This window comes from Chitinophaga sp. MM2321, from assembly GCF_964033635.1.
Classification (GTDB): Bacteria; Bacteroidota; Bacteroidia; order Chitinophagales; family Chitinophagaceae; genus Chitinophaga.
In genome coordinates this window covers 1,666,485-1,685,476 of sequence record NZ_OZ035533.1, presented here as the reverse complement: position 1 = coordinate 1,685,476, position 18,992 = coordinate 1,666,485, and the positions used below count along the sequence as shown (strand labels likewise).

General features: G+C 46.6%; 17 protein-coding genes. 9 read left to right on the top strand and 8 right to left on the bottom strand.

Annotated elements, in window-relative coordinates; translation table 11 throughout:
• The first annotated feature begins 135 nt into the window (after positions 1-135).
• From ABQ275_RS06505 to ABQ275_RS06495, 3 genes are all read left to right on the top strand, one after another.
• Complete coding sequence (locus ABQ275_RS06505; protein ID WP_349317465.1) at positions 136-1,179, top strand: agmatinase family protein; 1,044 nt, start codon at positions 136-138, stop codon at positions 1,177-1,179.
• A gap of 16 nt (positions 1,180-1,195) precedes the next feature.
• Positions 1,196-1,783: a hypothetical protein gene (locus ABQ275_RS06500; RefSeq protein WP_349317464.1), complete on the top strand. Its 588-nt coding sequence runs from the start codon at positions 1,196-1,198 to the stop codon at positions 1,781-1,783.
• Between the two features lie 122 nt (positions 1,784-1,905).
• Positions 1,906-3,201 carry a radical SAM protein gene (locus ABQ275_RS06495; protein ID WP_349317463.1) on the top strand — a complete coding sequence of 432 codons (1,296 nt, stop codon included), beginning with the start codon at positions 1,906-1,908 and terminating at the stop codon, positions 3,199-3,201.
• Positions 3,202-3,204: 3 nt separating this feature from the next.
• Here the strand turns inward: ABQ275_RS06495 and ABQ275_RS06490 are convergent, their stop codons facing one another.
• A complete protein-coding gene (locus tag ABQ275_RS06490) occupies positions 3,205-4,125 on the bottom strand; it encodes an AraC family transcriptional regulator (RefSeq protein ID WP_349317462.1) in 921 nt (306 codons plus the stop codon).
• A gap of 287 nt (positions 4,126-4,412) precedes the next feature.
• Between ABQ275_RS06490 and ABQ275_RS06485 the strand changes: the two genes are divergently transcribed.
• The 3 genes from ABQ275_RS06485 (at position 4,413) to ABQ275_RS06475 (ending at position 8,167) form a co-directional block, all read left to right on the top strand.
• Positions 4,413-5,297: a hypothetical protein gene (locus tag ABQ275_RS06485; protein ID WP_349317461.1), complete on the top strand. Its 885-nt coding sequence runs from the start codon at positions 4,413-4,415 to the stop codon at positions 5,295-5,297.
• Between the two features lie 101 nt (positions 5,298-5,398).
• Positions 5,399-6,868, top strand: a complete 1,470-nt coding sequence (locus ABQ275_RS06480; protein ID WP_349318790.1) for a DUF5723 family protein — start codon at positions 5,399-5,401, stop codon at positions 6,866-6,868.
• Positions 6,869-6,877: 9 nt separating this feature from the next.
• The gene (locus ABQ275_RS06475) at positions 6,878-8,167 is read left to right on the top strand and encodes a folylpolyglutamate synthase/dihydrofolate synthase family protein (protein WP_349317460.1); all 1,290 of its coding nucleotides are present in this window, start codon (positions 6,878-6,880) and stop codon (positions 8,165-8,167) included.
• A gap of 7 nt (positions 8,168-8,174) precedes the next feature.
• Here ABQ275_RS06475 and ABQ275_RS06470 read toward each other — a convergent pair whose 3' ends face one another.
• The 5 genes from ABQ275_RS06470 to fbp all read right to left on the bottom strand — a co-directional run bounded on the left by ABQ275_RS06470 (position 8,175) and on the right by fbp (position 11,808).
• Positions 8,175-8,726 carry an NUDIX hydrolase gene (locus tag ABQ275_RS06470; RefSeq protein WP_349317459.1) on the bottom strand — a complete coding sequence of 184 codons (552 nt, stop codon included), beginning with the start codon at positions 8,724-8,726 and terminating at the stop codon, positions 8,175-8,177.
• 16 nt (positions 8,727-8,742) lie between these two features.
• Complete coding sequence (locus ABQ275_RS06465) at positions 8,743-9,270, bottom strand: YfiT family bacillithiol transferase (RefSeq protein ID WP_349317458.1); 528 nt, start codon at positions 9,268-9,270, stop codon at positions 8,743-8,745.
• A gap of 12 nt (positions 9,271-9,282) precedes the next feature.
• On the bottom strand, positions 9,283-10,047 hold the full coding sequence (locus ABQ275_RS06460) for an ABC transporter ATP-binding protein (RefSeq protein ID WP_349317457.1): 765 nt from the start codon (positions 10,045-10,047) through the stop codon (positions 9,283-9,285).
• Positions 10,048-10,201: 154 nt separating this feature from the next.
• On the bottom strand, positions 10,202-10,690 hold the full coding sequence (locus ABQ275_RS06455) for a CAP domain-containing protein (RefSeq protein ID WP_349317456.1): 489 nt from the start codon (positions 10,688-10,690) through the stop codon (positions 10,202-10,204).
• A gap of 107 nt (positions 10,691-10,797) precedes the next feature.
• A complete protein-coding gene (gene fbp, locus ABQ275_RS06450) occupies positions 10,798-11,808 on the bottom strand; it encodes a class 1 fructose-bisphosphatase (RefSeq protein WP_349317455.1) in 1,011 nt (336 codons plus the stop codon).
• 157 nt (positions 11,809-11,965) lie between these two features.
• On the opposite strand from fbp, the gene ABQ275_RS06445 reads away from it, so the two are divergent.
• The 3 genes from ABQ275_RS06445 (at position 11,966) to ABQ275_RS06435 (ending at position 16,090) form a co-directional block, all read left to right on the top strand.
• Entirely contained in the window at positions 11,966-13,234 is a 1,269-nt protein-coding gene (locus ABQ275_RS06445; RefSeq protein WP_349317454.1) for an aspartate kinase, read from the top strand.
• 87 nt (positions 13,235-13,321) lie between these two features.
• Complete coding sequence (locus tag ABQ275_RS06440) at positions 13,322-13,585, top strand: hypothetical protein (protein WP_349317453.1); 264 nt, start codon at positions 13,322-13,324, stop codon at positions 13,583-13,585.
• Between the two features lie 66 nt (positions 13,586-13,651).
• On the top strand, positions 13,652-16,090 hold the full coding sequence (locus tag ABQ275_RS06435; protein WP_349317452.1) for an outer membrane beta-barrel protein: 2,439 nt from the start codon (positions 13,652-13,654) through the stop codon (positions 16,088-16,090).
• Here ABQ275_RS06435 and ABQ275_RS06430 read toward each other — a convergent pair.
• On the bottom strand, positions 16,087-17,529 hold the full coding sequence (locus ABQ275_RS06430) for an NADH-quinone oxidoreductase subunit N (RefSeq protein WP_349317451.1): 1,443 nt from the start codon (positions 17,527-17,529) through the stop codon (positions 16,087-16,089). The two genes, ABQ275_RS06435 and ABQ275_RS06430, sit on opposite strands and share 4 nt — an antisense overlap.
• Positions 17,516-18,967 carry an NADH-quinone oxidoreductase subunit M gene (nuoM, locus tag ABQ275_RS06425; RefSeq protein ID WP_349317450.1) on the bottom strand — a complete coding sequence of 484 codons (1,452 nt, stop codon included), beginning with the start codon at positions 18,965-18,967 and terminating at the stop codon, positions 17,516-17,518. The genes ABQ275_RS06430 and nuoM overlap by 14 nt, the downstream gene beginning before the upstream one ends.
• Between the last annotated feature and the right edge of the window lie 25 nt (positions 18,968-18,992).

Genomic DNA, 18,992 nt, shown 5'->3' with positions numbered 1-18,992 from the left:
AACGGGGCAAAATTAACTTAAAATGCCCTTCTTACGGCAACTTTTATATAAAAGGCAATTCTTTTTATCAGAAGCAGGGCTGTAAGTAAACATAATCCTATCTTTGCGCGGAATTTAGAAAAGTAAGATTTCATCATGACTGATTTATCTCAATTTGATCCTAACTCAGTGGGTCTTTTGTCTAACAATGTTTTTGGCTTACCCTTTTCGGAAGAAGAAGCAAAATTAGTATTGCTGCCTGTTCCCTGGGAAGTAACGGTATCTTATCGTAATGGCACTGCCCGCGGACCGGAACATATCTTCAGGGCCTCTTTCCAGGTAGACCTGTACGATGCAGACGTTAAAGACGGCTGGAAACAGGGTTTCTTTATGCGGGAACCAGATAAACACCTGCTGCTTCGCAGCGATTATCTGCGTAAAGAAGCGGAGTTATACCTGAAATTCCTGATAGAAGGTGGAGATATCTCAGAAAATGAGTTTTTGAAGAAAACGGTCGTAGACGTGAATAACGGTACCCGCGCCATGAATGAATGGGTGTATACCCAAACCAAAGGATTGCTGGAAAAAGGCAAACTGGTAGGTCTGGTAGGCGGTGACCATAGCACTCCACTGGGCTTCTTTAAAGCTATTGGCGAGCACAAGGGCGATTTTGGCATCTTGCAAATCGATGCCCACTGCGATCTCCGCGACAGCTACGAAGGGTTCAAATACTCACATGCCTCCATTATGTACAATGCCCTGGCGGAAGTTCCGCAGTTACAGCAGCTGGTACAGGTAGGTATCCGTGATTACTGCGAAGAAGAAATAGATTATATCAATAACAGCAATGGCCGTGTCACCACTTTCTTTGATAAGGATCTTAAAGAAAGACAATTTGAAGGGGAAACCTGGAAGGCTATCTGCGAAAGTATTGTAGCTACCCTGCCACAACAGGTATATATCAGCTTTGATATTGACGGCCTGGATCCTAAATTGTGCCCGCATACCGGTACGCCGGTAGCCGGAGGCTTTGAAGCAGAGCAGATCTATTACCTGTTCAAACAGGTCCTGGCCAGCGGCCGCAAGCTGATCGGCTTTGACCTGAACGAGGTAAGCGCCTCGCACGACGACTGGGATTCCAATGTAGGCGCCCGTGTATTGTTTAAACTCTGTAACCTGTTGATCAGTTCCAATTCCTAACCAGTCCGTTTTACCCATGTATAAATTGCGCATCTTACACCCTAATGCAGCCAGCAGGCTCCGGTTATTGCCCGCTATGCATGGGCTTACCGGCATCCTTTTCCTGTTCAATGCCATCGGCGTTTACCGCGGACCGCAGCCCAACTGGATACTGGCAGGCTTTTTCCTGGCACTCGGCGGCGCCTCTTTACTGTTCCCTTTCCGGATGAAACGGTTTAAAAAGTTTGGCGAGGCCAACAGTGTAGCAAGACTGGTACAATCATTCGTTTGCCTCACCGCCAGCCTGTACTTTTTATCGCATGCACAGGTAATAACCGGCCTGATAGTGTTTGCAGTGGGACTGGGACTGGCGTACATCGGCTGGGCTGAATACAAGACCTTCCAGGCCGTATTTGTAAAAATAGATATGACCGGCATCAGCGTACCCACCTCCTTTTCAGAAAAGCTCATTGGCTGGAACGAACTGAATAACGTAATTTTGCGCAACGACCTGCTCACAATGGATTTTAAAAATAACAGGATCCTGCACCTGGATGTGCTGGATGAACCAACGAAAGAACAATGGGAAACCATGAATGCGTTTTTCCAGAGCAGGGTGAAATAGATTTTCGGATTTTTTGATTTTGGGGTTTTGTTGCAGGTATTTATCTCCCTAAAATTTCAACTTATAAAAATCAAAAAATGCGAAATCAAAAAATATAAAAATCAAAAAACACGAAAATTTAAATGTTGGATCAGACACCTTACATATTATATTCTGACGGTAAAGGAAATATTTTCGAAGATACGACCATGCATGTAACCGGCCGTAGTGGCTGGGATGCGGGTCCAGTAGATCCCGAAGAGTGGATTGAGTTACCGGAAGGAGGTAATTTGTATGAGCTGCCTGGCCGTCGCGGTATAGGTATAGACGCTACTACCGGCGATATGCAACTATGTGATAAAGGATGGGCAGTAGCGGCTTTTATTCCGCCCGCTCATACCGGCTTTTACCTGGCTGCCTATGAAACCATGCCGGATGCGCCCACCCTGCCTTTGTTTTGCTACACAGCAGTGGGCTGGCTGGATGGTAAATTTTATGTACCTGCTACCCGTATTGAGGCGGATATCCGCCAGGAATGCGCAGGTTTTGATGATAAAAAAGTAAAACAAGGCGTAAAACAGCTTACAGAAGCCTACCCGCATAACAGGCTGGTACAGCATCTGGCAGAAAACTGCGCCCTTACCTACGAATGTCCTGCTGCGCGTAATTATTTTATGGGAAGATGGGAATGCCCGATTCCGTCCTCTCCCGCCTGCAACGCTAACTGCGTGGGATGTATTTCCTTCCAGCCGGAAGAAGAAAGCATTGTATCCACCCAGGACCGCCTGCGTTTCAAACCTACTGCACAGGAAATAGTGGAATACACCGTACCTCACCTGGAAACAGCCCCCTTCCCGATCGTCAGCTTTGGCCAGGGTTGTGAAGGCGAACCGCTGCTCATGTGGGAAACCATCCGCGAATCCATTATAGAAATACGTAAACATACGCCCAAAGGCAGCATCAACATCAACACCAACGGCAGCAAGCCGGATGCGGTGCGGGCATTGTGTGAAGCCGGTCTTAATAGTATCCGTGTGAGCCTCAACTCTGCACAGGAGAAATACTATACACCATACTACCGCCCCAACAACTACGTATTTGAAGATATTATTGAAAGTCTGAAAGTAATGCGTGAGTTTGGTGGCTGGAGTTCCATCAACTACTTTGTATTTCCGGGTATGACAGATAGTGCAGATGAATACGAAGCACTGCGCAAACTGATCCGGGAAACAGGACTGAACATGATCCAGTGGCGTAATTTCAATATTGATCCCGACTGGTACCTGGGTAAACTGGGCGTTACCGAAACCGGTGAGTGCTTAGGCGTAAAACAGCTACAGGAGCTGATCCAGGAAGAGTTCCCGGACGTTAAGTTTGGTTACTTCAATCCACCGATGGAACGGATCAACGGAGATTACATGGCAGATTTTGCCCACTAAAAACTATTCTTCCCATTCAACAAGCTGGCCACTCCTGTGCGCGCTGCCCTGCCCGAAACGGTATTGGCGCGCATAGGCAGATGGCGACATCCCCGTTACCTTTCTGAATACCCGGTTAAATGTGATAGGGTTGTTATATCCCGTAGCATATGCCACCGAAGCAATACTATCCGCATCCCCGTTAATGATTTTCTTACAGGCAGCGTTGATCCTCACCTCATTTAAAAAACCCAGGTACGTTTTGCGGGTATGTTTCTTGAAATATTTACAGAAGGCATAAGTCGTTAAATGTGCAATACCCGCAATCCTGGCCAGCGTAATGTTTTCTGCATAATGTTCCAGGGTATACTGGTAGATATCATTCATCCGCAATCCTTCCGACTCGCTGTAAACATGCCTGGAGAAGCCGGTTGACAGCGATTTCCAGTCCTTTACCTGTTTAGAGAACCAGGTGAGCATCGTCATGAAAGCAAATAACCTTTCTGCGCCTGTCAGCTGGCGGAGGCGCAGGATCTCTGCTGCCGCCTTTTCCTCATGGATAGCGGGCAGTTGTAAGCTGAAACGGGTAAGCTCCAGCCATTTCCTCACCGGTTCCAGTTCCGGCAGGGAGATCATTCCCTGTAAGGCTTGCTCATGGTCAAAGAAGATGTGAATGGCATGGATATTTTTCTCCTGGAGATTTTCAAAATACCGGGCATCGCCTTTAAACATATGCGGTTGGTTGGCACCAATCACATACACATCCCCCGCTTTGAAAGGCTGCGTATAGCTGCCGGCAATCAGGGTACCTTCCCCCTTTATAATCAGTGTTACCTGTGCTTCCTTATGGCGGTGGAGGTAGTTATAAAAGTAAGGCAGGATATCTTCCTGGATCACAACAGACCCTTCTGATGCTACAGGAACTGTAAATTGTACTACTTTCATTTACCAATTTTACTCCTTTTTCCGCATAATCAGCATTTATAGGACAATAATTGTATATAGATGAACAATTTTTGTTACCCGCTATCATTTGGTAACAAATGCCAGGGATGCCAATAAAATGAATAATAAACCGTTAGAGAGAACAAACCCCGGAATTGAACCGGGTTAACACAAAGGGATTAACTGCATGGTTTTTGCAATGATGCGATATTCACTTTTTATCAGGAGCAGCATTTTTTGAATCAAAAGATTAACTTTGATTTCAACTGGCGCTCAACTAGGCTATCATGGAGGAAAAAAACGGCAAAAAAAATATTAAGGCATTTGGAGTTACCATCGGCGTACATGCGCTGCTGTTAGTGGCATTTTTATTTGCCGGATTTTCCGCACCACCGCCCCTGCCCGATCAGGACCTGGGCATGGAAGTAAATCTCGGCACATCAGACGAAGGGATGGGAGATGTACAACCTCTCAACCCCAATCCACCCAGTGCTGCCGCGCCTACACCAGTTCCTGCTGAAAGCAATACCGCTACTGCAAAAGATAATAGTGAACAACAGGACATTGCAACACAGGATGATGAAGAAGCACCGGAAATAATCAGGAAACCGGAAAAACCGGTAGAAAAGCCTAAAGAATTTCCTAAAAAATTAGATCCCAAACCAACTACCAAACCGGTTAAGAAACCAGCTGATAATCCACCCACACCTGCGCCTCCGGCACCCAAGCCAAAGGCAGTATATGCAGGCGGTACCAACACCGGCGCCAATAGCGGCAATGGAGCCAACGGTTCCAACAATTCTACCGGTGAGGGCAATACCGGCAAACCCGGCGACCGTGGACAGATCAATGGTGATCCTAACGCAAAAGGATACACGGGTGGTGGACTGGGCGGCGGCCGCTCCGATTTCCACCTGAACGGCAGGAATCTTATCAGCAGACCACAGGTTACTTTCGACGGTACAGAATCCGGTTATGTAGCTATTAATATAAAAGTGAACCAGCAGGGAGATGTGATCTCCGCTACCTTCAGTATGAAAGGCTCAACACTCAGTAAAGCCCAGTTGATCGATATTGCAAGGAAAGCTGCCACACAACTGAAATACAATGCCAACGCAGAGGCACCGGAAGAACAATTCGGTACCATCCGCTTCTTTTTCAAAGCACAATAATAATACGCTTGATTTACGGCCTACAATCTCCCCTATGAATAAAGGAGCCAATAAGCGCATGATATTTGCGTTATTCAGAGAAACCTATCTTTTAGCCAGTGATGATTGTTATTATTAACCGTATCTTTTTAAGCACTGTATTATTGCTATTGCTGGCAACTGCCGCAATAGCCCAATCCTTTCCAGGTTATCATACCAGCAACTATGCAGGTATCTATGGCGTTCTTTCCAACCCGGCAAGTGCCGCAGGATACCGTTATAAATGGGATGTAAACATCATTGGCGCCGATGCTAAAGGCGGTAATACTTATGTACGTATACCCAAATCCGTTATATTCAACAGACCCGATTCATTTCGCCGTAACCAGGATTACTTTGTAGATACCGCCGCCCGCCGTAATCAAAATGGCTGGGAGATGGCGGAGATCATGCTACCATCTGTATTGTATGCCATTGATGAAAAGCAATCCGTTTCCTTTGTATGGCGTATGCGCAGCAGTAGCAATGGTGGTAATCTCCCAACGCCACTGGCTAACTTCTTCGGTAATGATTTTCCCAATATGCAATACAGTGGCACCAACTACACCATGGAGCATGGCGCCGTATCATCACATATCTGGCATGAACTGGGTTTCAGCTATGCGCGTGTGATAAAGGAAACTTACAGCGGCAGATTGAAAGCCGGTGTGACCCTAAAGTTGCTGAGTGGCGTAGCTGCCGGCTATGCAGCCGTACGTAATGCCAACTTCCGGCTCAACAACAAGCGCGATGCCACCATCAGTAGCGGTGTACTCAACTATGGCTACAACCAGGAGCTGGACAACTGGCAATCACCCGACATCAGCAACGTACAACTTTTCAATAACAACGGCATCGGTATGGACATCGGCGTTATTTATGAATACCGGCCGGACAACGGCGGATTCGGAGCTTATGAGGGAACAGATGCCGATGAATATAAATTCCGTATAGGCGTTTCCATTACCGATATCGGGCGGATCAAATATAACAAGGGAGTAAACAACACGGATCTTGATATTACCAAAGATAATGTCAACCCAAAAGATGTGAACTACCGGAAGGATGAAAGCCTGAAACAATATTCGCAGCGGCTTAATAATTATTTCACCCCAATCGCCTCTCCGGACGATTTCAATATGACATTGCCCATGGCTGTGAACCTGATGGGTGATTACAATATCGACAGCCGTTTCTTTGTAAGCGCCAACGCCGTAATCGCCCTGAATACAGGCAGAAAAGACCTCACCAAAACCTATGCGATGACGCAGGTGATGCTTACACCACGGTATGAAACGGACATGTTTGGCGCCTACCTGCCGCTGGTGATAAATCATAATGGGCAGGCAGATGCTGGTGTGGGGATACGTTTTGGTCCGCTGGTATTAGGTTCCTACAGTATTTTTTCCAACCTTTTTCAACATAACATCGATCATGCTGATGCTTTCGTAGCTTTGCGTTTAAATTCAGCTATGCTGAAACGGGGTGATGGCAATGGCGGCGGTATCTTCAGGAAACGCAAAAGCCAGCTGGGCTGCCCCGTGAATGATTAATTCACCGCTATGAACGCATACAACGAAACGCTGGAATATCTGTATAAGCAACTCCCAATGTTTACAAAACTGGGCGCCGATGCTTATAAAACAGATCTTCATAATACCGTTGCCTTATTAAATCTGCTGGATAATCCGCAGCATCATTTCAAAACTATTCATGTTGCCGGCACTAATGGTAAAGGATCTTCCAGTCATATGCTGGCAGCCATTTTCCAACAGGCAGGCTATAAAACAGGCTTGTATACCTCCCCTCACCTGCTCGACTTCAGGGAGCGGATCAGGATCAACGGACAGCCGGTAACAGAAGAATTTGTTGTCAGTTTTACCAATCAGCTACGCCCGCATATTGAAGCGATCTCGCCTTCTTTTTTTGAAATGACGGTAGCTATGGCTTTCCGCTATTTTGCACAGGAACAGGTGGATATCGCCATCATTGAAGTGGGACTCGGCGGCCGGCTCGACAGCACCAATGTGATCATGCCGGAACTGGCGCTGATCACCAACATCAGCTATGACCACAAAAATATCCTGGGCAATACTTTATCCGAAATAGCCACCGAAAAAGCCGGTATTATCAAAGCCAATATACCAGTGGTTATCAGTGAAACGCAATCGGAGATCCAGGAAATCTTCCTTCAGAAAGCCGCCGCATTGCAGGCGCCTATCCATTTCGCCGACCAGGAATGGATGGTAGATGGCAGCGTTATCGCCAACACACACATGGAACTAACGTTGCTGGATACACGCCAACAGCAGATGCATCAAATCAGACTCGATCTGAATGGTCAATACCAGGAAAAAAATGTGATGGGGGTATTATCTTCCGTAAAAATATTACAACAGCAGGGCTGGAAAATTACACCCGCACATATTACGGCTGCCCTCTCGCATGTAAAGAAGATCACCGGCCTGAGAGGCCGATGGGAGGTCGTGAGTCAGCATCCTCTCACCGTGATGGATGTAGGTCATAATGAAGCCGGCATCCGCGAAGTAATGCAGCAACTGGGCCATGTCAATTACCGGCACTTACATATTGTAACAGGATTTGTGAAAGATAAGGAAGTGGAAACCGTGCTTACCCTCTTTCCGCCAACGGCCACCTATTATTTCTGCAAGGCGCAGATCCCCCGTGCGCTCGATGAAGTAACACTGACTGAAATGGCCGCGGGCAAAGGCTTGCAGGGCCGCGCCTATGCCACCGTACAGGCGGCGCTGATGGCAGCCAGGCAACATGCCCAACCTGATGATATGATCCTCGTTTGCGGTAGTTTTTTTATTGTGGCAGAAGCGATCTAGGCAACCATTATTTCATCTCCATTTTGCCGAGGTGCAGCAAAGCGTAGCAAATACAGGTAACATGCAGACTTTGCAGGATCTTATTTTCCAGTATTAATTGCTGCAGCGTGGCGAGGGGCATCAGTTCTATTTCAATTTCCTCATTATGATCCAGTTGCTGCTCCTGTATCTTACGGCCACCGGTAGCGAGAAACATGTATGTAAAATTATTACTGGAGGCAGGATTTGGTGCGATAGATCCCAGTGAGATCACTTCTTTAAATTCATAGCCGGTTTCTTCCAGCAATTCCCGCTGCATCGCCTCCAGGGGAGAAGTGTCCGTGTCGTCCATCGTACCACCGGGAATTTCGAGCAATGTTTTGCCAATGCCCTGCCGGTACTGGCGGATCATGATTACTTGTCCGTCTTCTGTTAATGCCACCCCATTGACCCAGTTATTATATTCGAGCACATAATATGGTTCGATAATCTTACCGGAAGGTGTGAGGCATTTGTCTTTGCGTGCAGTTAACCAATCGTCTTTAAACAGGTATTCCGATGAGAGCAGTTTCCAGTCCATATCCATAATAATTACTTTACCATTTCATTCTTTCCTTCAGCCCTTCTATATGGGCGAGGTGGTGTTTTCCATGCCAGGAATAGTTGGCAATATGTGTTTTGAGATTAAATACTTTTCCCTGACCGGGGTGGAAGAAAGTCCGTTCCCATTGCGTGTCAGTGAGTCCTTCCATCAGTGCAGCCCAGCGGGTATGCAGGGCGTGTAACAGCGTAATGGAAACATTGACAGGCGTATTGGCTACGTCCGGCAATACTGCCCATGCCGCTTCCTCATAAGGCTTGATCGTGGGCTCGTCTTCTGTCAGCGCCAGTTTCACACGAATGCAGCCGTTCATATGACTATCGGCCAGGTGATGCACTACCTGGGCAACCGTCCAGCCTTCCGGTCTGTAAGGCGCTTGCAGCTGGTATTCATCGAGGTGTTGTACGGCCATCTCCACCAGGGTGGGCAGTTCGCGGATGTCGTCGATAAAGCCTGCCAGCATCTCCGGTGAATAGTCCGGTAATGCTTCGAAGCGGCCTATCGGGTATTGCAGTGTTTCCATAGTAAGGATTGACTATTCTTCCCGAAGATCTTTACCGGTGAGATGAATAAATACATCTTCCAGGTTAGCTTTCTTCACTTCTTTATTTCTTTCAAAGCCCTGTGCTACAAGTTTATCTATCAAAGTATCCGGAGAATCTATGGCGATGATCTTTCCGCTGTCTACAATGGCGCAACGGTCGCATAAGAACTCTGCTTCATCCATGTAATGCGTGGTGATGACAACGGTGGTACCCTGTGCCCGCACTTGCTGGATCAGGTCCCAGAGGTTGCGTCGTGCCTGTGGATCGAGGCCCGTTGTAGGTTCATCCAGGAAGATGATCCTGGGCTTGTTGATCAGTGTGGTAGCAATGGAAAAGCGTTGTTTTTGTCCGCCGGAAAGCTCTTTGAATTTAGCTTTGGCCTTATCTTCCAGGTTGAAGAGTGCCAGTAATTCCAGCGGTTTCACAGGCTGGTTGTACAGGCCGCCAAACATTTCTATCAGCTCTACCAGGTTGAGGCCGGGGTAATAACCGGAACTCTGCAACTGTACACCGATGATCTTTTTTATATTGTTGGGGTCTTTGTCGAGATCAAATCCACCTACATTTACCTGTCCGCTCGTCTTTTCCCGCAGTGTTTCTATGATCTCCAGCGTAGTGGATTTACCGGCGCCATTGGGGCCCAGCAGGCCAAAGATCTCATTTTCATATACCTCAAAGCTAATCCCCTTTACAGCGGTAAACTCCCCGTATTTTTTCACCAGGTCAGTTACCTCAATGATCTTAATCTTTTCCATGACACCAAAAGTAACAACATTTAGGGATTTTGTGATTTTGGAATTTTGTGATTTTGTGGTTTGATTATGTAGGTTCAGTAATAAGCCCGCTCTAAAAACAAAATCGCAAAATTCCAAAATCACAAAATTCCTAAATATCCAAGTCTATAAATGGCTACTGCTTTATAAACACCTGCGTAAAGAAAGTGATCCTTCCTTTATCGGCAGTTCCAATACCGATGAGGGTATAGTCTCCCAGCATATTCCGGCGGTGACCGGGGCTCTTGATCCATCCGTTTACCACGGCTTCTGCGTCGAGGGTACCATAGGCCACGTTTTCGGCGGCGGCACCTACACGTCCCATTTTTTTGGTAACAACGGCTACGCGGTCTTCGAATCCTTCATGCCCGAATCCTGTGCGGCCACTGGCCATATCGCGGCTATGGCGGCGCGCCTGCTGGCTGATGGTTTCATCCAGTTGTAATGGTTTCAAACCTTTGGAGTGACGGAATTTGTTGGTGTAGTAGAGGATCTGTTCATCCATGCTTTTCCCGCCGTTGGTGCTGTCTACACGACTGGTGGCACGTGAACATGCGCTTACCTGGAATGCTGCAAACACCACAAGCAGGAATGCCAGGACCCTGCGGCTTTTCAAAATTGACATAGCAATAAAACTGGTTAAAAAATAAAACGATTGATAGGATATAGCGTAAGCAAGTGTTGTACCAAAAAAATCAGGAATTACGAAGTGCGTAATTCCTGATTCCTTTTTTATTTATTGACGATCTGTTTCCAGGTATCCATCATCGTTTTGGAGCCGATGAAAATAGGGATACGCTGGTGCAGCTGTACCGGTTTAAGTTCCAGGAGTCGTTGTTTGCCGTTGGCCATAGAGGAGCCCCCGGCTTTTTCCATGATAAACGACATGGGATTGCATTCATAGCAGATGCGTAAACGCCCCGCAGGATAATTACCATAGGCAGGATACATAAAGATCCCTCCCTGGATTAAAGTACGGTGTATTTCAGCCACCATACAGCCGATAAAGCGATGGCGGTAGATACGGTCTTTTTCATTTCTGGCCATAAAATGATCGATGGCATGACGGACCTTTTCTTCGTACAGATGGTAGTAGCCTACGTTTACAGAGAAAATATCACTGTCCGGCGGGCATTTCAGGTTGGGGTGCGATAAACAGAACTCGCCGATAGAAGGGTCCAGGGTGAAGCCCTGTACACTGCGACGGGTGGCGTATACCATCATGGTAGAAGAACCATAGATAATGTATCCGGCTGCAATCTGCTGGGTACCCGGTTGCAGGAAATCCTCCAGCACACACTCCGTTCCTTCCGGAGAAAGCCGGCGGTACACGGAAAAGATAGTACCGATAGATACATTGACATCGATGTTACCGGAACCGTCCAGAGGATCGAGCAGTACCACATACTTTGATTTCTTGGAAAGTTCGTCGGTAAACGGAATGAAATGTTCGTTTTCCTCCGAAGCTACCCCACAGCAATAGATGCTGCTTTGCAGGGAACTAATGAACTGGTCATTCGCAAATTCGTCCAGCTTCTTTACGGATTCTCCCTGTACGTTGGTTTTGCCGACTTCTCCTAAAATATCTGCAATGCCGGCCTTATTCACTTCCACATTAACTCTTTTCGATGCCAGGCCAATGTCACGCAGTAAGCCCGACAACTGCCCTGTTGCACCCGGATAATTGCGTAACTCCTGGATAGTAAATTCATCCAGGGTCATTACTTTTTGTTTGAGGTTCATAACGTTGATTGATCAGTTTATCAGACGAAATTACAGGAATTGACTTTATTTTAGCACTATTTTAGCAGAAATTGTCATCAATCTGTAAACATATTTTAAAACAATTCTAAACTTACCTTACTTTGCCAAATAATTTTTCAGATAAGACATCTATTATATGAAGGTTTTCAAGTTTGGTGGCGCAAGTTTAGAAAGTGTTGATCGCATACGGCAAGTGGCGCAAATAGTACAATCGTTTCCGGACGAAAAACTGCTGATCGTTATTTCCGCCATGGGCAAAACCACCAATGAGCTGGAAAAGATAGCGCAGAACTATTTCCTGCGTAAGCGGGAAATTGCCGCCCGCCTGCTTTATAATGTGGAGCAACAACATCTTAGCATAGCTGAAATCTTGCTGGGAGGCAGGGATCATCCCCTGTTTACCCAACTACAGCAATTCTTTACCGAAGCAGAATGGACGCTGGGCGAAAAGCCGATGCGTACCTACGACTATTACTATGATCAACTGGTAGGACTCGGTGAGCTGCTCAGCACCGCCATCGTGAGCGCCTACTTTAATACAGCCGGCCTGAAAAATACCTGGCTGGATGTAAGAGATGTCTTCCGCACGGATGATAACTTCCGCGACGCAAATATAGACTGGGCCTATACGCAGAAACAGGTCACCGAAAAAGTGGTTCCCCTGTTCAACAATACCAATATCGTCATCGCGCAGGGCTTTATCGGGAGTACCGATCAAAACGAAAGCGTTACACTGGGCCGGGAAGGCAGCGATTATTCCGCTGCGGTATTCGCCAATATGCTGGATGCGGAAAGCCAGACCATCTGGAAAGATGTGGAAGGACTCAAAAACGCCGATCCCAAGCTGTTTCCCAACACCGTCAATATTCCGGAGATCAGTTATGGAGAAGTCATTGAAATGGCCTACTATGGCGCCCAGGTGATCCACCCAAAAACCATTAAGCCATTACAGAACAAACAAATCCCGCTGCTGGTAAAATGTTTCCTGGATAAGAATCTGCCGGGTACCATTATCCAGGAAGAAGCAGATGCAAAGCAGCTACCACCCATCATCGTACTGAAAAAAAACCAGGTATTGCTGAAGATCACTTCAAAAGACTATTCTTTCATTACGGAAGATAAGATCAGTGATATTTACGAAATCTTCCACAAGTTAAAAGTGAAGATCAACCTGATGCAGAATGGCGCTATCAGCTTCTCCTGCTGTATAGACAATAACCCGGAGAAGATAGAACTGCTCATCAAAACCCTGCATGAGCAATTCAAAATAGCCTACAATGAAGGCCTGGAACTCCTCACGGTACGCTATTACCATGACGGGCTCCTGGAAGAGCTGAGTAACGGGCATAATATCCTGCTGGAGCAACGTTCTCCCATAACCATACAGCGGTTGCTGCAGAAATAATATCCCAATCCGGTCTTATCTTGAAAAATAATTCTTATCCAGTGTGCAACTTTTTCTAAGGTCGTTCGTCTTTAAGAAAAGCACACTATGAAAAAGGTTGCCCTTATGATACTCTTGTCTTCCTCCTTTATGCTATTCATAGCATGCAGGGGGAAGATGAACTCCACCGCCTCCATACCTGTCAGCACCCCTGATATGCTACCATTGTATCTTATCACCCTTGGAAACTGCCAGGATGCTTCGGAGCCACCAGTGGCCCAAACCACTGTAGCCCTTGAAAGGGAGCAGGTACGTGTGGAAAAAGTAAAAGATGCACTGATAGCAATATACAGACTGTACAACAGACAGTAAGGAACAGGGCTCCCCGCCCGGTTAGCAGGAACCGCTTTTGAGAATTTATTTAATGAGTTAGATTGTATGAGAAATTTCATTGTCTTAATGGGAATGCTGATATGTTTTGTGCCAACCACTTTTGCACAAAAAAACAGTCCTTCCCCCGGAATCATTACCCTGAAAATCACGGACCACAGCGGTAAACCCCTACCCTTCGCCAGTGTGCTTTTACTCCAGGTAAAAGACTCTTCCCTGGTGAAAGGAGAACTAACTACAGAAACCGGCGATTGTCGTTTTGAAAAGATCCCCGCCGGTCATTATATCATCCAGGCTTCGCAGATGGGATACAATACCCAATACATACCGGCTTTTACACTGGATGCAGCCCAGCCAGGCATCTCCCTGAAAACAATTGCCCTGGAAACACTCTCTAAAAATTTGCAGGCCGTAAATGTTACGGCCGCCAAACCCTATATAGAAAAGAGCGCCGGTAAAACAGTGCTCAACGTGGAAAACAGTGTAACAGCTGCGGGCAATACCGCGCTGGATATCTTAAAAAGAGCACCAGGCGTACAGGTAGATAACAGCGAAAATGTGAAGATGAAAGGACAGAGCGTTACCGTGATGATAGATGGAAAACTAACCTATCTCAGCGGAGAAGAACTCACCAACATGTTAAAAAACACACCCGGTGAATCTATCTCACAAATAGAAATTCTCACCAGCCCTTCTGCAAAATATGATGCTTCCGGCAACGGCGGTATTATCAACATAAAAACAAAAAAAGGCAAGCTGACAGGCATCAATGGCACCATAAACGCGACCCTGTCGCAGGCGCGTTACGGGTACTATAATGCTAACGGCAGCTTTAACTGGAGAACGCATAAATTCAATTTGTATGGTGACTTCACCAAAGGCGACCGCCCTTTCCAGGTTACCCGCGAATACAGCCGGAATATTAACGATAAAGGCCAGGAAACGCTGATAGAACAAAGCATTTTTCAGCGGAACCGTTTCCAGCGGAATGCCTATAAAGCCGGTTACGATTATTTCATCAACGATAAACAAACCATCGGTGTACTGGTAAATGGTTACGCCAGTAGTTTTAGTAATCAGATCTATAGCGGCACCAGGCTGGGACAACCAGCGCAGCAACCGGACTCCATCCTGAATTCTTTTACCCGGAATAATAACCGCTTTAATAATATAGCCGTTAATCTCAACTACAAAGCCGTGCTGGACACCAATGGCCGGGAATTCAGTATGGATGTGGATTACGCCCGGTTCAACAATAACCGTCACCTGTTGTTGAATGACAGCATGTATGTGATCGCCACTAAAAACAATAAGGACCCTAATGGTATTCAGAATGGTGGCGGCACACAGATCACCATCAAAAGTATTAAAGCAGATGCGGCGTGGCCGCTCGGTAAAGACGGTAAACTGGAAGCAGGTGTAAAAGCCAGCCTGGTAACTACTACCAACCGGCTCCTGTACGACTCTTTAAAAAATGGTCAGTATATACCGTCTCCTTCTCAGAGTGATGAGTTTAATTATCAGGAAGATGTATATGCCGCTTATGCCAGTTACAAAAAACAACTGCATAAAACCGGCGTACAGGTGGGGTTACGACTGGAGAATACAAAATCAGACGGCCGCTCTCTGGGCACAAAGACGCAGGTAAAACGCAGCTATCTCGACTTCTTCCCGAACCTGACCATAGATCAGAAATTAAACGATAAAAATAAATTAAGCCTGGCCTATTCCCGCAGAATAGAACGTCCAGAGTATGGTCAGCTAAATCCTTTTATGTTTTATCTTGACAGATATACTTACTTCAGGGGGAATCCATACCTGAATCCGCAGTATACCAATAATATTGAGTTTGCGTATACCTTCAAGGATAAGTATATCGCTACACTGGGCTACAGCAGAACGAAAGACGTGATGGATGAATTTATCACGCAGAATGACAGTACAAAAGTAACCATGGCCACCCTCAAAAATTTTGACCACAGTAATGTGTATAGCCTTGCGGTAACGCTGCCTTTCCAGGTAACAAAGTGGTGGAATAGTGATAATAATGTCAACTTATCTTTTAATGATTATTCTTTTGAAGATAATTTTGGTCAACATAAATATACCAGCAGTTTCACTTATAATTTCAATACCACCAACACCATTACGCTGCCGCATGATTTCAAACTGGAAGTGATGGGTTATTACAACTCTCCTTTTATCTACGGTATTTTCAAGGGATATAGCCAGTATAACCTGAATACCGGTATACAGAAAACTTTCTTAAAGAAAACGGCTACCGTAAAACTCAGTTACAATAACATTCTGCGAAACGAATCTTACCGCGGGGTGGCTGAGAATTCCAACCTGTATATGAAGATCTTCAATACCTGGCAGTTCAGAACGATCAGCATTTATCTCAGCTATCGCTTTGGCAACAGCAGTATTAAAGCAGCCAGGGAAAGAAAGACCGGTACAGCTGAAGAGCTCAAAAGAGCGGGTTAAACGATCATCTTCATCATCTGTTGGATCAGCTGCATCATGGACGTAGGATAGATGCCCAGTCCTATCAGCAACACCGTCAGCAACACCAGTGTAACGTTGCCTGCCATGGGTAGTGCCGGTTTGATGGGCGATACTTCTTCTCCTTCAACCGGTGCATTGAACATGATAGCAATAATGCGGATATAATAGTATAATCCAATTACACTATTTATGACCAGCATAAACAGCAGGAACCAACGATGTCCGTTCACACCAGCCATGACGATATAAAATTTTCCGATAAAACCAGCAGTGAGTGGTATGCCTGCCAACGACAGCAACATCGCTGTAAATACAGTGGCTATCCACGGATAGCGCCAGAACATGCTCCTGTAATCCGACAGTGTTTCCGCATCCTGTATACTGCTGGACATCACGATCAATACGCCGAAAGCGCCGATCGTGGTAATAAAATAAGCTACCAGGTAAAAAGAAATGGCTTCCAGTCCTGCTTGTACGCCGGACAAAAAAGCCACCAGAATATATCCCATGTGCGCAATAGAAGAATAAGCAAGGATGCGTTTTATATTTTGTTGCCGGAGTGCCAGCCAGTTGCCCGTAAACATAGAGGCCACTGCTACGATGGCCAGGATCCACCACAACATCGTGTAGTCGTTTCCGTGAATATCTTCATAAAAGCGGATCAGTAAAACCAGCATTCCTCCTTTGGAGATGGTGGCAATAAAGGCCGCAACCGGCAACGGTGCTCCTTCATAAATATCGGGCGCCCACATATGAAAAGGTACGATGCCCAGTTTGAATCCGATGCCGATCAGCATCATCGCAAAGCCCGCCATGACAGACACCGGCAGGTAACCCGCCTGTCGCAGTGCTTCGCCGATACCCGGAAAATCCATATGCCCAGTAAAAGCATATACCAACGCCATCCCGAATAATAAAAAAGCGGATGACAAAGCCGCCAGGATCAGGTATTTAATCCCTGCTTCATCAGAACGCTCACGTGCACGCAGGTACGCAATCAGCCCGTATAAACTGATGCTAAGTATTTCCAGTCCCAGGAACAGCGACATAAAATGCCTGCTCAACACCAATACCAATGCGCCTGTGGTAGCGAATAACAGCAACAGGTAATATTCTTCTTTTCGTTCTTCCCTTTCTTCAAAATAATTATAGGAGAGTAATAATATAATAAACCCGGATACCAGGATCAGGCCCGTATTAAAAAGGGAGAATTCGTCTATTACCAGCAACGGAGGTATGGTATGCGGGATATACTGCACCGCCGGCACAATGGCTGTTAAAGCCATCCCGAATGCCAGCAGGGCACCGGCATACATGATCCGGTGATTACGCTTGATCGCGACCAGCAGCAAGCATATCACAGCCGCCGCAGCTAAGGTGATCACCGGCCCCAGACTTAGAAAATCAGTGAACGACATAGGCTGTTTTTTGTGATGTATTTAATACCGGTTGCGGATATACGCCCAATAAAATAATAGCGATCACCAGTGCTGTAATGATCACCAGTTCCCGCTTGTTCAGATCCGGCAATTCATACTGCCGGTTGCACGGTCCGAAGAATACTTTCTGCATGATACGCAGCGAGTAGATGGTAGCGATCACCAGGCCGATAGTAGCAAATACCGTCAACCAGCGATTGGCCTGCCAGCTCCCCAGCAGGATCAGGAATTCCGCCACAAAATTGCCCAACCCGGGCAGCCCCAGCGAGGCCATTACAAAGATCATGGTGGCAGTACCCATGACCGGTATCCGTGTCCACAAACCACCCATCTCCCGGAGGTTACGGGTATGAATACGCTCATACAAAGCACCGGCAATGATAAACAAGGCGCCTGTACTTACCCCATGGGCAATGATCTGCATCACTACTCCCTGGTAAGCTACTGCATTGAAAGAAAAAGCACCCACCAATACAAAACCCATATGACTTACACTGGTATAGGCGATCAGTCTTTTAAAATCTGTTTGCGCATAGGCCAGCATGCCACCGTATAAGATGCCCACCACTCCCAGTAACATCATCAATGGTGCAAAGTGCCTGGAAGCTTCGGGGAATATGGGCAATACAAAACGCAGGATACCATAAGCACCCGTTTTCAGCAGCAACCCTGCCAGCACCACACTGCCCGCTGTAGGCGCTTCTGTATGCGCATCCGGCAACCAGGTGTGAAACGGTACTGCCGGCAGTTTCACAAGAAATGCAACAAGGAAACCCAGCATCAGCCAACGCGCTCTACTTTCCGCCATAGGTGTATGTAACAGGTCGTTGTAATCAAACGTATATACGTTGGTGTTAGCAGCATGTGTAAAGTATAATCCCAGGATAGCCAGCAACATGAGCAAGCCACCGCCCTGGGTAAACAGGAAAAATTTATTGGCGGCATATTCCCTGTTTTCATGTCCCCAGATGCCGATCAGGAAATACATCGGGATCAGCATCATCTCCCAGAAAAAATAAAAGAGGAAAAGATCCATGGTGAGAAAAACACCGGTGATACCGCAAAGCACAAAGAGCAGGTTGAAATGGAAGAAGCCCACGCGGGTGTTGATCTCTTTCCAGGAAATAAGTACTGACAGCGTACCCAGGAAAAAGGTAAGCGCCAGCATCAGCAGGCTAAGACCATCCATGGCCAGGTGAAGGCTGATACCAAAATGAGGCACCCATTCCACCTGGTAGTTATAGATCCATTGGCTACCCGCAGCCGGATGCTGCGCCCAGATCACCAGCACAATCACCAGGTTGAGGAGTACGCTGCCGAGTGCGATCCAGCGCGACAATTCCTTGCTGCCGGCCGATGCTATCCAGGATAGGAAAGCGCCACCGAGGAGGATGAATAAAAGGATCAGCAAAAGCATGAAAAATCGTTTATTCGTTTACGTT